Raw genomic sequence first — 12,893 nt, 5'->3', positions numbered from 1 at the left:
AAGCGGCTCCATTCCATCGGCATCTGTGCAAGGCGTTATGTGTAAGGAAGAATTGTGGATGCAACTACACTGAGAGAAAAGCAGGAAGAGTTTTTTCAGTCAGGGAAAATCAACAAGGCTGAATACAATGAGCTCTCGTCGATTCACCAGAGGATATCTGAAATATCATCAAAGGCTGAAATGAGCTCAGAGGAAGCTGAAAAGATAGGTGAACTATTGCAATCTAGCTCAAATATTCTATTAAAAGATGCTATCGAAACAGATACCACCTTTACTCAAAATTTAACAAAAAGAAGTAATCAAAGATTCAAACAATGTATCACTATATTACTTATATCCACATTTATTAGTATATAATTATAATTATTTAAGGGCTTTAAACACATAAGAAATTTTGAGAAAGGACTGGCAAACCTATCACCTAATTTTATTTGCGATTAGGTGCCAACTTCATCAGCCCTTATTCACGGCATTATGCGCCATTAAACATTGAGTATTAATTGAAAAATGAGTAAAGATCAACCAAATAATCCGCTACATGGTATTACTCTTGAGAAAGTTGTTACACGTTTGCAGGAACATTATGGCTGGGATGGTTTAGCAGATAGGATCAATATCAATTGCTTTAAGAGCGACCCATCAATTAAGTCTTCGCTCAAGTTTTTACGCAAAACCCAGTGGGCACGAGATAAAGTCGAAGATCTGTATATCTCAACTTTTGAAAATAAATCTCCGTGGGCTAATCGTAAATAAGCACTATTTGGTAGCCACATAGATGTCGCTGTGATTAGGTAGGGACAGGCGCATAAATAGGGTAGCCGGTAGTTTTAGCTACCGGCCCCCACACACATATCGTGCCAGTTCGCAATGGTGACTAGCGGGTTGGGCCTACTTATGAGTCAGCGGCCACGCTGACAGCTTCATAGCAGCAAGCTAAACAGATCTCTCCAGATAAGAACGTAAACTTTCACTAAACAACTGCATCATTTACTCTACCCGTTAGATCACCCGGCTTCGCTGTCCTTGGCCGCCTCCCCTCCAGGCTAAGCATTATATGATGTTTCTGTTCGTCAGCTCATAGTCTTGCTAGCGGCTTCCTCCCCACAAGAACTCACGGTGTTGCAGTTGCCATTCGCTAGTAGTTAGCATTTAATGTAACCCATTAAGCGGTGATCCTCCTACTGGAACTTTCACCCATTATTCCGTGGGCGTACCAAGCACATCAAAGTAAGTCCCAGACAAACGTGTGGGCCGGGCAATTTGTCGCACCAGCATTTTGTGCGTTAAAATTATCGAAAAAACACCTTCACAACAAATTGCCCTTTATGCGAGTGTTATGCGGTTAATCATTTAAATATTTATAATATATAAGGAAAACTAAGTATGTCTACAGATTGGATATTGATTTTTCAAGGAATGGCCTCTTTCTCTGCCATGATACAAGCCGCGAAAGCAGGACTAGATATAACCGGTATCACGAAAGATGAATTGGCCGAAAAAGTTCGAAGTGCAGAGTCAAATGCCAGGGCTGTTTACGAAGCCAGTGCTGAAAATAGGAAGTTTGCTTCATCCTTAAGTGAATCAGAAATAGAGTTAATAAATAAAAAGTTGGACGAGGCAAAGGAGCGCTGGTATGAGGCAATATCACATAGTGATGATCAAGCCGATTGGGCTGAAGCTACCGATCGTTCAAGGTCTGATCAATGTGCCCTACTAAAAATTGCTAAGCAGTTACATCGAGGCATTTTACCTAAAGAGTGGTACAAGCTTTGGGTAGATCTCGGTTGCTGCTAGACACATAACAAGAGCCGACACAAGCGCACCCTTCGTACACTGAACTCGCAACAATTTGCTCGTCTGCGCAGTGGGCGTTATGCATCTTAGGAAATTATGAATAAGAGAGAAGATTGTGTACTAGCTTAGACCTAAGGGCTATAGAGCAAAAATTGAGTAAAGCGGACAGAGAAGCATAACAAACAGCAGCACGTACGCCCGGCAAAGACGACAGGCTGGAAGGCCTACACGCCGCTTCGCTTTATTTTGGTTACCCGTGTACTGGGCAGGTTTCTAAAGCATGAATGACACAACACTAACAATACTTGCTGGTAGTTTTGAGTTCGGACTTCTAGCTGCTCTTATAATTATTGCTAGTCAGTTTCGATCTAAGAGGGATTTAGTCATTCCTGCTCTAGGAGCAGCCACTCCACTCTGTTTATTCATGCTTTATGGTTTGTTCCAGCATTATTTCCTAAACCCGCCAGAAAATAATATGCATATGGCAGGCTTCGTTATAGGCTTCATCCCATATATATGGTGCATTGTAGCTGGCCTTGTATTGGGGTTGGTCACGCCTCAACAGGTAAGCCCTATAGCGCGCTATTTCATAGGCCTTATTTTTGGGCCTACTGCAGTGGCTATACTGTTAGCAAGCCTATGAATCAGGTAGCCAGTAGTTTCTAGCTACCGGCCTCCACACCACTCATCGTGCAGGCCCACAAAGGGCGCCCCTTATCCGTTGAATCTCTACCCAAGCGATACTATCGTGCAGCTCTTCATTTGAGCTGAGTCTCATGGCAGTACGTTACCTTAACTTTATCCGACCATCGGTGGACTAACCTTGTCTTCTAACTTGTGGAGTTTGAGTTCAGGCCTTCACCATATCCAAGATATTGATCTTCGCGTTATGCTACTATGCCGTCGACTGACTTCTGTTCAATTAGCTTGGTCATTACTGACAGAGGCGCTGCTATGTTCCATCACTTTTATCCTCGCGATGTGTCTAGAGGGTTGGGCCTATTTATAAGTCAGCGACCATGCTGATAGCTTCACAGTAGCAAGTTAAACAGATCCCGCCAGATAAGAACAAGAAATTCCGCTACACAACTACATCATTTACTCTTCCATTGAGATCTCATAACTTCAGTGCCCTTGGCCACCCCGCCATCAAGCTTAGCCTTATATGATGTTACCGTTCGTCAGCTCGTAGTTTTGCTGGCAGCCTCCTCCCCACAAAACCTCACGGTGTTGCAGTTGCCATTCGCTAGTAGTTAGCATTTAATGAAGCCCATTAAATAGTGATCTTCCTATATGGAGCTTTCACTCCATTAGTTCACGTCCATACTGGGCGGGCGTACCAAGTCAAGGCTATCGGAAGCTTCGCTCTGCAGCTTGAGGCGTTAACTGCTTTATTAGCAATTTTACTTGCAAGTGGAAAATCAAGAATACAAAAAGAGGGATTTCATTGAAAACTATATTCTCATTAGTAATATTCTTAATATTTACGACATTTGAAACTGTTGCTGAAGAAGTTGATACAAAAAAAGATTATCACACCTTTGTTTTGGTACATGGTGCTACAGGCGGTGGATGGGACTGGAAAGAGGTTGGTAAACACCTTAGCGCTAAAGGTCATACCGTCTACAGGCCAACACTGACGGGGTTAGGTGAGAGGCACCATCTTTCCTCTCCTGATATTAACTTAACCACACATATCAACGATATCGTTAACCTGATTATTTTTGAAAAATTGAAAAATGTGGTACTTGTAGGTCATAGCTATGGTGGCATGGTAATCACCGGAGTTATCGATCGTATTCCAGAACGAATTCATCATGTTACATTTTTAGACGCGAAAGTACCTGAGGATGGCATGTCAATGATGGAAGGGCAGCCAATATCTGCGGAACATAAAGTGGTAAATGGTCAAGTTCACTTCTCATGGATTGATGTTAATTCCGAATTTCCACGAGATGTTACGCAGCCATTAAAAACACTTACGGAACCTGTATCGTATAAGAATCCTCTGGCAAAAAAACTCAATGTCACTTATGTAGCTTTTATTCCTGAGGGGGTGTCGCAAGCCGATAGAGCTAAAGATCCTTCTTGGCATCGGGCAGTAGAGCGGAAATGGACAATTCGTACATTTAATGGTGATCATGTGATTTATCGGGCCAAGCCCAAAGAATTTTCAGAGATGCTTGAAGAGTCCGTAAACGATACAAATAATATTTAAATATTTTGTGGCATGCAGTTAAATCGGGTAGCCGGTAGTTTCTAGCTACCTGCCCCACGCTACCCATCGTGCCGGTCCGCAATGGCCGGTTCCCTATCCGCTGAATCTCTACCCAACGATAGCGCCGAGCAGATACTCATCTAAGTTGAGTGCCATGACAGTGCTCAACTTTATCTGACTGAAAGCATATCGGTAGGCAAATCCGGTCTTTTAATTCGTGGAGTTTAGGTTCAGGCCTTCACTTTGTTCAAGGTATAAATCTTGGCACTTGACTACTATGCCGTCAGCTGACTTCTATTTAATCACTCTATTCATTTCTGACCGAGACGCCGCCGTGTTCCACCACTTTTTTCTATCCCCGCGATGGCGGCTAGCGAGCTGGGCCTACATATTATTCAGCGGCCACACTGACAGGTTCACAGCAGCAAGCTAAACAGATTTCCCGAGATAAGAACGTAAACTTTATATACACAACTGTATCATTGACTCTGCCCGCTAGATCATCCGGCTTCGGTGTCCTTTATCCCCCACCTCCAGGCTCAGCCTTTTAGGATGTTTCCGTTCGTCAGCTCATAGCCTTGCTAGCGGCTACCTTCCTACAAGACCTCGCGGTGATAAAGTTGCCATTCACTAGTAGTTATCATTTAATGGAATCCATTAAATGGTGATCCTCCTACAGGGGACTTTCACCCCATTAGTCCACACCCGTTCTGGGCGTACCAACTCGCCTCACAGGAAGCTAGGCGTTATGTGCTAATCGATCCATGAGCCACTATAAGAAGAGATTAATACAGCTTTTAGCGACTGGCGCCATATTAATCCTGCTATATCGAGTGGTCGATTCCTCTGGCGCCATCTCCAATGAGCCAACAAGCTTCCCCCCATTCGGCTGGCATTGGTGGGTAGCAATGGGATACTGGTTGTTCATCGTTACATGTGTTTTGCGCTTTAATTGCTCTAAATGTAAGAAACCACAGATAATCAGGGCAGTAGTATCAAACAATGGCATTGGCCAAGTGAGTCATGCTGGTCTTGCAATCATAAATTTAGACAAAATAGTGACAACACATAAAAAATCAATCAATGGTGCCTTCGGCTGGACTTCCTTACGCTTTACTCCAGTCGACCCATTATTGAGGCGTTAGGATCTAAAAGGATTCGAGTTATGGAACCAAAAGAAGTAATTCAGGCTTGGGTTGAGGCCTTTAACAAAGCGGATGTAGAGAAAGTGGTCAGCTTCTATTCTGATGATGCAGTTAACCATCAAGTTGCTAATGATAAGGTGGTTGGCAAAGATGCTATTCGAGCCAGATTTGAAGAAGAGTTCATTGCAGCGGATATGGTATGCATAGTAGAGCATATCTTCCAAGATGGAGATTGGGTAATTTTAGAGTGGAAAGATCCTCTAGGTTTGCGTGGCTGCGGTTTCTTTCAAGTCAAAGATGGAAAGATCGTATTTCAAAGAGGATATTGGGATAAGCTTTCTTTTCTAAAACAACATGGATTGCCAATCCCGCAAGAGTAATTAGCATGGTTGCCCTAGCAAGCCGCTGTGCTGAACATTGAAGTTGTAGAAAAACTAATGTATATCTTTGCTCCCTTAGGAGTGGCCAAATAATAACCACAAATGGTGATCCTACGTGAATTCTGATTTAGCCTTTCACTGATAAGTAGGCTATTTTTCACATAAAAACAAAACACGAAAAGCGGGCTGAGTTTTCCTGCACCTTCGTTAGCACTAATTTGGTACAACCAATGAAAATGACATTACTTTTACTGGTGTTACTTGTTCTTTGTGGATGCTCTAGTAACAAGGTAATTGATAGAACCGAAAACGGTGTACTCATAAATAGCCGAGAAAAAACAGATGGCGGTGTTTCGCTCATTTTTGCTTCAATCGATGGAAAAAAACTTCATCCCGGACCATGGACGGCGCCAATTGAGGCAACCTTTCCAGTTCCGCCAGGATGGAGAGATATTGGTGTAAGAGCTGTATTTACACCAGAAAAAACCACAGCGCAAAAAATAGGTTTTCAACCCCCTTTTCACTATGTCCTTGAGTCAAATACTGAGCTATTGGCAGAGGCAGGGAAATCGTACATGTTGAAAGCTAAAAGGAGTGGGAGTTTAGCTACTTTCTGGATCGAGTCAGAATCGGGGGATATCGAGTCAGATATTAAAACTGGCCCAGTGAAAAAAGTAACAATTATTCCAGTATTCTATTAAATTAGAATCTGTAGGTAACAGTACTAACAAAGCACAACAGAAGGACAATTTTCTTTATGTGGGCAAGACCACAGACAATAGGAGCATAGAGTGAAATTAAGAATTTTTATTATATGGTTCATAAGTAGTACTGCTTTCGCAAGTGAACACCTTGAACCTGAGGACTCTCAGTTTTCGAGAGAGCTCTTTGGCGGATATACGCATCTTGTCTTAAGTTATCTTGGTTCAGCATATGAAGAAGATGTAATAGTAAGGCTTATTGGATTCCCTTCCTTTTCTCCTGAATACGTCTTGGGTATAAAGCAAAATGATAAAGAAAATTATATATTTTTTGAGTCCCCCAAAATGCAATTATGGGGATACCAAATGATGCCTTTGATGGAAGAAGGTTCTGTGAAGGTTATGAATGATGAGGGTGAATTCGTTAAAGATGAAGCAGGGCTTAAAGAACTAGAGTCCCAATACCCTAAATCTCCCCAAGAAATTCCACGAATAAGGTGTAAAAAAGAAATTCGTCAAGAGTTAGCAGATAAAATTCAGTATGTTTGGCAAGAAATGCTGTATGAAACAAGGTATCCACGAAATTTTTCTATGGGAGCAGACGGTCAAACTTACCACTTCTCAGCAAAAATGTTTGGAAACTTGAATTACGCTGGCAAGGTATGGTCACCTTCGCCAGAGAGCAAAACCGGTAAACTCGTTAGAATATCTGATTTAATGGTGGACTACTGTCTTGAAGGCAAGAGGAGAATTAGGAAAGAGCTAGAGAAAAAAGTAAGCACTTTTAAAGTAGAATTAGAAAACATTAACAAATCAATCCAACCGTCCACTAACGTATCAGTTGATTGAAGTGTTTTAAGTATAAATAGGTGGGAAGATGTTACAGGCTGCAATAATTGCTTTGATATTGATAGGCATCTACAAGCTAATTGACAGAAACAAGGCACAAAGTAGTGATCCAGATATTGACTGGTGGGTTGCCTTTACCTTCGTTTTTGTACCTATGATTCTTATATTCATAATCAGCTTAGTAGTCATAGGAAATGCTTTTTCGGAGATCATTATTTTATCGGCCTATTCCTTATATTTTATTATTCCGTTTATCTATTTAAAGAAGATTCTAGGCCATTCAGCAAAAAAATCACTAAAGTATTCAGTATGGGTTCCAGTTACAGTGTTGGCTATAGAAATTCCATATACTTTGTTTTTTGGCCTACACAATGTTTAACAAGCTTGTGTTGTCGCCTCCGACTTGAACAGCCTACTGCATAGGTTCTCATAAAAAGGCGTTATGACCCATAGAAAATGAATATATTACCGGGTATTGGAATAGGTGAAATTAGGTACGGCATGATAGAGAAAGAAGTCATTTCTTTCTTAGGCAAGCCAGATCGAGCCGAAGAATCCGAGTATGTTGAAGGCAAAGGTGATTGGCATAGAGAATTATGGTATTCGCATAGAAACTTAAGGAACCTCTGAATAATTCTGAGTCAATTTGGTAATATTCACCTACCCATCAAGACTACGATGAATCATGCACCAAGTCACCTTTGCCGAAGCAGAATATAAGCTAAAGCGCCGTATAACTCGCCGAGAGAAGTTTCTTTCTCAAATGGAAACCCTCATCCCATGGCAGCGACTAGAGGCTCAGATCACTCCTTGTTACCCACAAGGCAAACTTGGCCGACAGCCATATCCATTGAGTGTCATGCTTCGTATTCATTGCATGCAACTATTTTACAATCTCAGTGATCCCGCTATGGAAGATGCACTGTATGAAATTGAATCCATGCGTAGTTTTGCTGGATTGACTTTGAGTAACCCAATTCCCGATGAAACAACGATTCTTAACTTTCGCCACTTACTGGAGCTCAATCAGCTAGGTGCAGCTCTTTTTGATGAAATCAACAAACATCTTGCTGAGAATGGCATGGTACTGCGTGAAGGCACGATTGTAGATGCCACTATTATCTCTGCGCCAACTTCAACTAAGAATGAAAAGAAAGAACGTGATCCGGAAATGCATCAAACAAAGAAAGGCAATCAGTGGCATTTTGGGATGAAAATGCATATCGGGGTTGATGATGTGCTCGGAGTAATACATAGCATAGATACAACAGCAGCGAATTCGCATGATGTCACAACTACAGAGCGAGTTCTCCACGGGGAGGAGAAAAGAATCTGGGGAGACTCTGGGTACATTGGTGCGGAGAAACGTGAAGAGTTGAAAGAGCGGGAGGCGGATTGGTATATAGCAATGAAGCCGAGCAAGCTAAAAACTCTTCCAGGGCGTGATGCACTTCGTAAAGCGGAAAAGATCAAGGCGCAGATAAGAGCGAAGGTCGAGCACCCCTTCCGCTACATCAAACGGATATTTGGCTATGACAAGGTCCGCTATCGGGGACTGCTAAAGAATACTGAGAGGCTGTGCTTACTGGCAGGCTTTACCAACTTATTAATAGGGAGAAAATACTTGGCTGCCTAGGGGTGGTTCGCCTGAAACCCGCCTATTGAGGGTTTCAGATGAAAATTAGGGGACTATTACGCGAAAATTACACATTTGTGCGTAATAAAGTGAATTTTCAAGCAGCTCAGCTTAATTCTGGAAAAATGCTTCGTTGATCAGAGGGTCCTTAACATTTACCTTCAATGATAATGATAACTTTCGCTTAGGTACAATAACAGTTATGGGAGCCGGATATTTATTATTTGAACAGCAACTATTCGGTTTAGGAATCAAAGAAATATCAAGGTTAATAGCTAAACATACTGGAGAGATAGCAAAACTAGAAGACTGGTCTTCTGAAGATCTTCCAGATCATAAATGCTTAATTCATGATGGTTTAGGTATAATGTTTTGGTTTGATTACAATTACCTTGCAGAAATGCAGTGTAGCTATCTATTTGAGCTGGACAACGAGACTGTTATATGGCCAGTAAAGTCATAACAAGTTTAGCCAGCATCGCCAAGCCAAAAAAGTAACTGGGCTGAACCTTACGTCGTTCGGCCTATGCTAAAGGCGGTAAGCACCGACAATATACGGATCAATAATGAAGCCTGATGAAAGATGGAAAAAGATTCGATCTAAAGGGTCGTTTCATTTTACTTTAACTAGAGGTCTATTTGGGGGCGGTTGTTTACTATTTGTCAATGGGTTTCTATCAAGGCAGATGATCCATAATCAACCCATTCTCACTATGGATACATTTTGGTCAGTAATAGGTAGTTTGGCTGTTGGGTTTCTCTTGTCAGGTGTAATCTGGTCTATTAATGAGTCAAGATACAATGGGCCCAGAACCTAGATCACATAGCCGGTAGCTTCTAGCTACCGTCCCCCACACCACCCATCGTGCAGGTCAGAGATGGGCAGCTCCCAACCAGTAATGAATCTCTACCCAACAATACTGTCGAGCAACTCTTCATTTGAGTTGGAACGATCTTGGGCGCCCATAATTTGGTCATCTATGACATATTGGTAGGTGAGTTCAACATTAACCCATTGCTTACATCCAGCAAGTAGGAGTCGCTTGCAAAGGCACCCAACATCAAAACCGCTACCTCACCATGGTTTTGACATGGATGCTTTGGGAAATCCGTAGCCACAGCGAGGCTATCATCGATCTCCTCTTCCAAGTGCCCGCTCCTTTTGTACACGTATATATATTTCTTCACGGTGAACAGGCAGGGATTTGGGGGCAAGTATGCCTATCTTCACTTGATTACCCTTAACTTCCAGTACGGTAATTGAGACATTTGCTCCAATCCTTAAGTTTTGACCCGTCCGGCGCTTTAAGATCAACATATTTGTTTCCTCTAAGACTCAAACCATTTGTAGGCCACCCTTAATGGAAGGCTTTGTAAGTAACTTTTTGAGGAAATATGAGGTGGTGCACGAGAACGGTAGGCATAGAAGAAGAAAAGGCGGGCACTACGCTCCCAGAGCTTGGAGAACCTCTCCAAACTGCTCAATATCCTCCAGTTTATTGAAGACGAGCGGGTTTCTAGCGTATGATCCATATAGCCATTTTGATAGTTCGGTTATCAATTTGGTTAGCTGGCCCCTGGTGTTCGAGCACCTTGGGTCAGCGCCTTTTACTTGCTTTTACGTCACAATACCGCTCTCCTTTGACGGGCTGATTCTTAGAAAATTATTGACTCAGTTAAACTTCTTTGTTAGTTGGCGTTTTAAAAGGCGGACCTACGCCAACCAAAATACCAATAAGTATCCATTGATTTTACGCAGCTTTGACACTAAAACAAACTTAATAAAATTCAATAAGATTATTTTTGTGCCTATATTTTTTAACTTAGCGATTTGAATAATCTGAGTTACGCATATAATTAGCCACTTATGCTGGTGCTTCCATTAAGCTCACACGAAAGAATTCAGAAGAATAGATCTTCAATACTGCTACTTACCGCAAGCCCCCTTCTTCTTACAGTCAAAATTGCTTAGTATTTTTAATATATTGTGAGGATTTTAGGTAATCAGTCTATTAAGAATAGCAATGGTGTTATTTTATAACCCTTTAGGGTTTTGACTTATTGATGCGACAACCTCTAAAAATTCACTTCATTCAAAGGGTGGAACTATAAATTCTAAATGTTCGCAGTGCATCTCAAATAGTGAAGTCCAAGCGAGATATACGCGCAACGATTGAAATCGCTAGGGATGGGGTTACAGAGCAATTGAGATATAAAGCAACGATTTATGGCTAGCACTCTTATCAATTGATGACGCCAATCTGGTACCGCTCAATCAGATACAGCGAGCTGATATAAGTTCCTATGGAATTCCTGGCTTGTTTGTGTCGGAGCACGCCTGACTACTGCTAGCTTCCTTCATTACCGCCAAGTGTGTCGGTCATTGTGGGAACCTAGGCTGCAATTGATCCTCTATTTGGTCTAGAATTGGCTCCTAAGGAAAGTGCATACCTTTGAACTGTTTGAGCTTGTGAATCAGCTCATATGGAAGAATCAAAGTGCTAATCTATCAATCAACTAACCGTGGGTGACAATAGAAATTGGTCTTATTTTTCGAGACAGGCCAAATAGTTAAGAGGAGTGGTTTACAATAAAGCCACCAGGCCATCTTACGCTGCGCTCAAAGCGACACGTTGTAGTAGCGTTACATACACGAGGTTCAAGTGAATATATCTATAGCTGAGACAGATCAAGATATACTGGGTTGTTATGAGGTTTTATCTGAGCTCAGGCCACATATATCTAAAGATGATTTCTTGAAAAGGATCTTATCTTTAACTCACAACTGCGGGTATAAACTGGCCCGGCTAGACGATAACGGCATAAAAGCTGTAGCAGGTTACCGTATATCTGACTGGCTACATACAGGAAAGTATCTCGAAATTGAAGACCTTATAACCTCAACAGAGAAAAGATCGAGTGGTTATGGCGGAAAGCTTTTTGACTGGATTTTGGAGCAAGCAAAAATTGAGAACTGCAACCAGGTTCGCCTTGTTTCTGGTGTTCGACGCGAGCAAGCTCACAAATTCTATATAGAAAAAGGCATGGTATGGGAAGCAAAGTACTTTTCCATTAACGTTTAAAGTCCATTGCCAAGCCAATAACCTAACCTCTGCGTACTATCAATTTTACGTAGATAACAAAAAATTATCCCAATTAGGGATGGTTATAGAGACGTTATACCTAAGACTTACCCACGTTTACGAACAACAAGGTGAAACTTATGTTGAATCCATTTCATCTCTCTTTCGTGGTTCCCGACAAAGAGGAAGCGAAGCGCTTTTATTTAGACATTTTGGGTTGCTCTATAGGCCGTGACAACCCCACCTGGTTCGACATTTTATTTTACGGCCATCAAATTACAATTCATCAAGCTTCCGACAAAATGCCGGCCTACCAAATTGACCATTTTGGACCAATTCTAAGTAAAGAAGAATGGCTGTCCGTATTAGAAGTTTGCAAATCAAATGATGTAGAGTTTGTAGCAAGTAGCCTTATAAAGAACGAAGGCGCTGAAGATGAGTCAGGTAAGTTTCTTATAAAAGATCCGAGTGGCAATACACTTGAATTTAAGTATTATATGAACTTTGAGCGTACAGTCGGGTAGCGACATATATCAATTAGCCAGTATAGCGCATCTATTACCCAAAAAACGATCTGTTGGCTCCGTAGATGAGCCCCAACCTATCTGCTCGCGGAGGGGCTTCAACATCAAATTCAGGTGAGAATAACTATACAAGCTTGCAAAGACATGCACTAGTTTAACAAACCGGTAAGTCCCCAAAGAAAAGCCCATCACTGGCAAGTTGCCTTAGTTGTTAGCCCGCACTAATTGGAACATCGTATTTTATGAGCAAGAAGGCATTTGGAATTAATGAATGTATTATCCTAACCACCCTACTGGCAATGCTTGGTTTGCTGGCCATCCGGTTTTTGAATCCTGAGATGCTAAATCTGTCCATTTTCAATACTCGGGCAGGCTCCTTTTTACTTGGCTGCGCATTTTGTTACTTCACTCTAAATGAGTTCAAGACGGCCATAGCTAAAGATGAGTGGGGCCCAAACAGAATTGCAGGTATTATTCGTGTACCCCTAAATCTCGCCGCTGCTTTGTTCCTGTTTTACATGAGCGCAAGCGGAGGAATTAATGCATAATAAGCTTCCCCATCA

The 12,893-nt window shown here is 41.8% G+C and carries 14 protein-coding genes; 13 read left to right on the top strand and 1 reads right to left on the bottom strand.

The window, feature by feature from the left end; translation table 11 throughout:
* Nucleotides 1–54: 54 nt before the first annotated feature.
* From ACJJII_RS12770 to ACJJII_RS12725, 10 genes are all read left to right on the top strand, one after another.
* The gene (locus tag ACJJII_RS12770; protein ID WP_444916452.1) at nucleotides 55–357 is read left to right on the top strand and encodes a hypothetical protein; all 303 of its coding nucleotides are present in this window, start codon (nucleotides 55–57) and stop codon (nucleotides 355–357) included.
* Nucleotides 358–507: 150 nt separating this feature from the next.
* Nucleotides 508–753 carry a VF530 family protein gene (locus ACJJII_RS12765; RefSeq protein ID WP_444898167.1) on the top strand — a complete coding sequence of 82 codons (246 nt, stop codon included), beginning with the start codon at nucleotides 508–510 and terminating at the stop codon, nucleotides 751–753.
* A 630-nt stretch (nucleotides 754–1,383) separates the two neighbouring features.
* A complete protein-coding gene (locus tag ACJJII_RS12760; RefSeq protein ID WP_444916451.1) occupies nucleotides 1,384–1,794 on the top strand; it encodes a hypothetical protein in 411 nt (136 codons plus the stop codon).
* A 1,447-nt stretch (nucleotides 1,795–3,241) separates the two neighbouring features.
* Complete coding sequence (locus ACJJII_RS12755; protein WP_444916450.1) at nucleotides 3,242–4,012, top strand: alpha/beta hydrolase; 771 nt, start codon at nucleotides 3,242–3,244, stop codon at nucleotides 4,010–4,012.
* 1,165 nt (nucleotides 4,013–5,177) lie between these two features.
* The gene (locus tag ACJJII_RS12750; RefSeq protein WP_444916449.1) at nucleotides 5,178–5,537 is read left to right on the top strand and encodes a nuclear transport factor 2 family protein; all 360 of its coding nucleotides are present in this window, start codon (nucleotides 5,178–5,180) and stop codon (nucleotides 5,535–5,537) included.
* A gap of 230 nt (nucleotides 5,538–5,767) precedes the next feature.
* Nucleotides 5,768–6,238 carry a hypothetical protein gene (locus ACJJII_RS12745; RefSeq protein WP_444916448.1) on the top strand — a complete coding sequence of 157 codons (471 nt, stop codon included), beginning with the start codon at nucleotides 5,768–5,770 and terminating at the stop codon, nucleotides 6,236–6,238.
* Nucleotides 6,239–6,328: 90 nt separating this feature from the next.
* Nucleotides 6,329–7,087 (top strand): hypothetical protein, encoded by a 759-nt coding sequence (locus ACJJII_RS12740; RefSeq protein WP_444916447.1) that lies wholly within the window; start codon nucleotides 6,329–6,331, stop codon nucleotides 7,085–7,087.
* A 28-nt stretch (nucleotides 7,088–7,115) separates the two neighbouring features.
* Complete coding sequence (locus ACJJII_RS12735) at nucleotides 7,116–7,466, top strand: hypothetical protein (protein WP_444916446.1); 351 nt, start codon at nucleotides 7,116–7,118, stop codon at nucleotides 7,464–7,466.
* Between the two features lie 306 nt (nucleotides 7,467–7,772).
* Complete coding sequence (locus ACJJII_RS12730) at nucleotides 7,773–8,723, top strand: IS5 family transposase (protein WP_444916445.1); 951 nt, start codon at nucleotides 7,773–7,775, stop codon at nucleotides 8,721–8,723.
* A gap of 133 nt (nucleotides 8,724–8,856) precedes the next feature.
* Nucleotides 8,857–9,186 (top strand): hypothetical protein, encoded by a 330-nt coding sequence (locus ACJJII_RS12725; protein ID WP_444916444.1) that lies wholly within the window; start codon nucleotides 8,857–8,859, stop codon nucleotides 9,184–9,186.
* Between the two features lie 666 nt (nucleotides 9,187–9,852).
* On the opposite strand, the gene csrA is transcribed toward ACJJII_RS12725, so the two are convergent.
* Complete coding sequence (gene csrA, locus ACJJII_RS12720) at nucleotides 9,853–10,041, bottom strand: carbon storage regulator CsrA (RefSeq protein WP_444915871.1); 189 nt, start codon at nucleotides 10,039–10,041, stop codon at nucleotides 9,853–9,855.
* 1,345 nt (nucleotides 10,042–11,386) lie between these two features.
* Between csrA and ACJJII_RS12715 the strand changes: the two genes are divergently transcribed.
* From ACJJII_RS12715 to ACJJII_RS12705, 3 genes are all read left to right on the top strand, one after another.
* On the top strand, nucleotides 11,387–11,806 hold the full coding sequence (locus tag ACJJII_RS12715; protein ID WP_444916443.1) for a GNAT family N-acetyltransferase: 420 nt from the start codon (nucleotides 11,387–11,389) through the stop codon (nucleotides 11,804–11,806).
* Nucleotides 11,807–11,946: 140 nt separating this feature from the next.
* Nucleotides 11,947–12,330: a VOC family protein gene (locus ACJJII_RS12710; RefSeq protein ID WP_444916442.1), complete on the top strand. Its 384-nt coding sequence runs from the start codon at nucleotides 11,947–11,949 to the stop codon at nucleotides 12,328–12,330.
* 242 nt (nucleotides 12,331–12,572) lie between these two features.
* Complete coding sequence (locus ACJJII_RS12705; RefSeq protein ID WP_444916441.1) at nucleotides 12,573–12,878, top strand: hypothetical protein; 306 nt, start codon at nucleotides 12,573–12,575, stop codon at nucleotides 12,876–12,878.
* Nucleotides 12,879–12,893 lie beyond the last annotated feature (15 nt).

It is taken from the genome of Microbulbifer maximicatervae (SeqCode), assembly GCF_052467825.1.
Note: the sequence above shows the minus strand (reverse complement) of the source record. Positions and strands in the feature narration are given on the sequence as shown.